Annotated in this window: 1 protein-coding gene; it reads right to left on the bottom strand. The window is 72.2% G+C overall.

Translation table 11 applies throughout. From position 1 onward, the window contains the following. On the bottom strand, positions 1 to 1811 hold a 1811-nt coding region (locus E1266_RS37055; RefSeq protein WP_132055226.1), incomplete at both ends, for a DUF87 domain-containing protein.

Genomic DNA, 1811 nt, shown 5'->3' with positions numbered 1-1811 from the left:
GTGGGGGTGTTGCCGTCCATGAGGCGGGCGGCGGCTTGGTAGGCGCCCAGGTGGGACAGGTCGTGTGGTGCCAGGAGTGGTGCGGTGTGGCGGGCCAGGTCGGTGGCGTCTTCGGGTGAGGCGGCGAAGTAGATCTTGTTGCGGGCGTCGGCGGAGACGGCTTCGCGCAGGTCCTTGGGGAGTTGGGACAGGTGCTGGTGGGCCAGGGTGAGGCTGAAGCGGTAGGCGCGGGCTTCGGCGAGGATGTCGCTGATGGAGCCGGGCAGGTTGAGGAAGTTGTGGGCTTCGTCGATGTAGGCGGCCGCGTCGGGCCGGTCGTGCTCGGCTTGGGTGGCGCGTGGGGTGATGGCCTGCCAGGTCTGTGCCAGCAGCAGTGATCCGAAGAGGCGGACGGCGTCTTCGCCGAGGACGCCTTTGGGGAGGCGGGCGAGGATGAGGCCGCCGGAGGCGAGGGTGTCGGCGAGGTCGACGGTGGAGGCGCCTCCGGACAGGGTGTCGCGGATGAAGGGGCGTAGCAGGACGGCGCGGAGTTTGTTCATGACCGGGCTGATCACTGAGGCGCGTGCGGCGGGGGTGAGTTCGTCGTAGGAGGCCCAGAAACCTTGCAGGAGTTCGTCGGTGAGGCGTGCGGTGACGCGGGCGCGGTAGGCGGTGTCGATGAGGAGTTTGGGGATGTCGCCGAGGGTGGCGCGGGTGCCGTTGACGCGGGTCAGGGTGAGGCAGGCGGAGCGGAGCAGGTCGTCCAGGCGGGGTCCCCAGGCGGAGGTGAAGCAGCGGCGGAAGGTGGTGACGATCGACTCGGCCGCGAAGGCCGCATCGTGTCCGGCGAGCACGTTGAGGCATGGTGGTCGGCCTGGTGCGGCGGGGTCGAATACGACGGTGTGGCCGATGGCGCGTTCGGGGAGGCGCTGCAGGATGTCGGCGACCAGGTCGCCTTTGGGGTCGATGACCAGCGCGCCGCGCCCGGCGGTGGCGTCGGAGAGGATGAGGTTGGCCAGGAAGGTGGACTTGCCGACACCGGTCTGGCCCAGGACGTGCAGGTGCTGGCGGGCGCCGGCGACGGTGAGGCCGACCGGGCGCGGTGCGCCGGCGTCGGAGTCGCCCAGGACACGGACGCCGGGACCGGAGACGGGGATGGCGGGTGAGGGCGCGACGGGGCGGGCGCCGGCGCGGGTGACGCCGGGTGCGGCCAGGTCGTAGGGCAGGTGCGCGAGCGCGGCGAGTTCGGCGACCGACAGCAGATAGCCGCGGTGCAGACGACGCTCGGCCAGCCGGGCGGCGGGGTGGTGGAGTCGGCGGCGGCGCAGGTACTGGTGGCCGGAGGTGAACAGCGCGAACGTCGAGGCGGTTTCGTGTGCGTGCGCCCGCAGCCACCCGGTGGCGACTTGGTCGGGGTGGCGGCTGGCGACGCCGTAGCGGATCTGGACCTCAAAGCGCGGCTGGGCGGCTTTGCCGAGGATGGCCCGGACTTGTTCGGCGTGCTCAGGGTGCTGGCGGGTGAGTTCGCTTGGGTGGTGGTGCCCCGACATCCCGGGGGTGACCAGGTCGAACACGATGCTTTGGGGTGCGGTGGACCGGCCTCCGCGCAGCGCTGCCGCTGCCCGGTGGGCCTTGGTGAGGCGGCGGCCGGTGGCGGGGCGGGCGAGGATCTGCACGGCGAGGTGTTCGCCTTCGGCGAGGCCGGAGGCGGTGCCGAGCAGCCCGCGCAGTGGGTCGGTGTCGTGGTCGCTGGTGAGCGGGAAGTGGTCGGGGCGGGCCAGGACCAGCCGCCCGCCCGCCGTCCGATACTCCTGGTCGAGTGGGAGTGGTGG

It is taken from the genome of Actinomadura sp. 7K534, from assembly GCF_004348575.1.
Lineage (GTDB): Bacteria > Actinomycetota > Actinomycetes > Streptosporangiales > Streptosporangiaceae > Spirillospora > Spirillospora livida.
The sequence above is the reverse complement of the archived record's forward strand: the minus strand, read 5'-3'. Positions and strand labels throughout refer to the sequence as shown.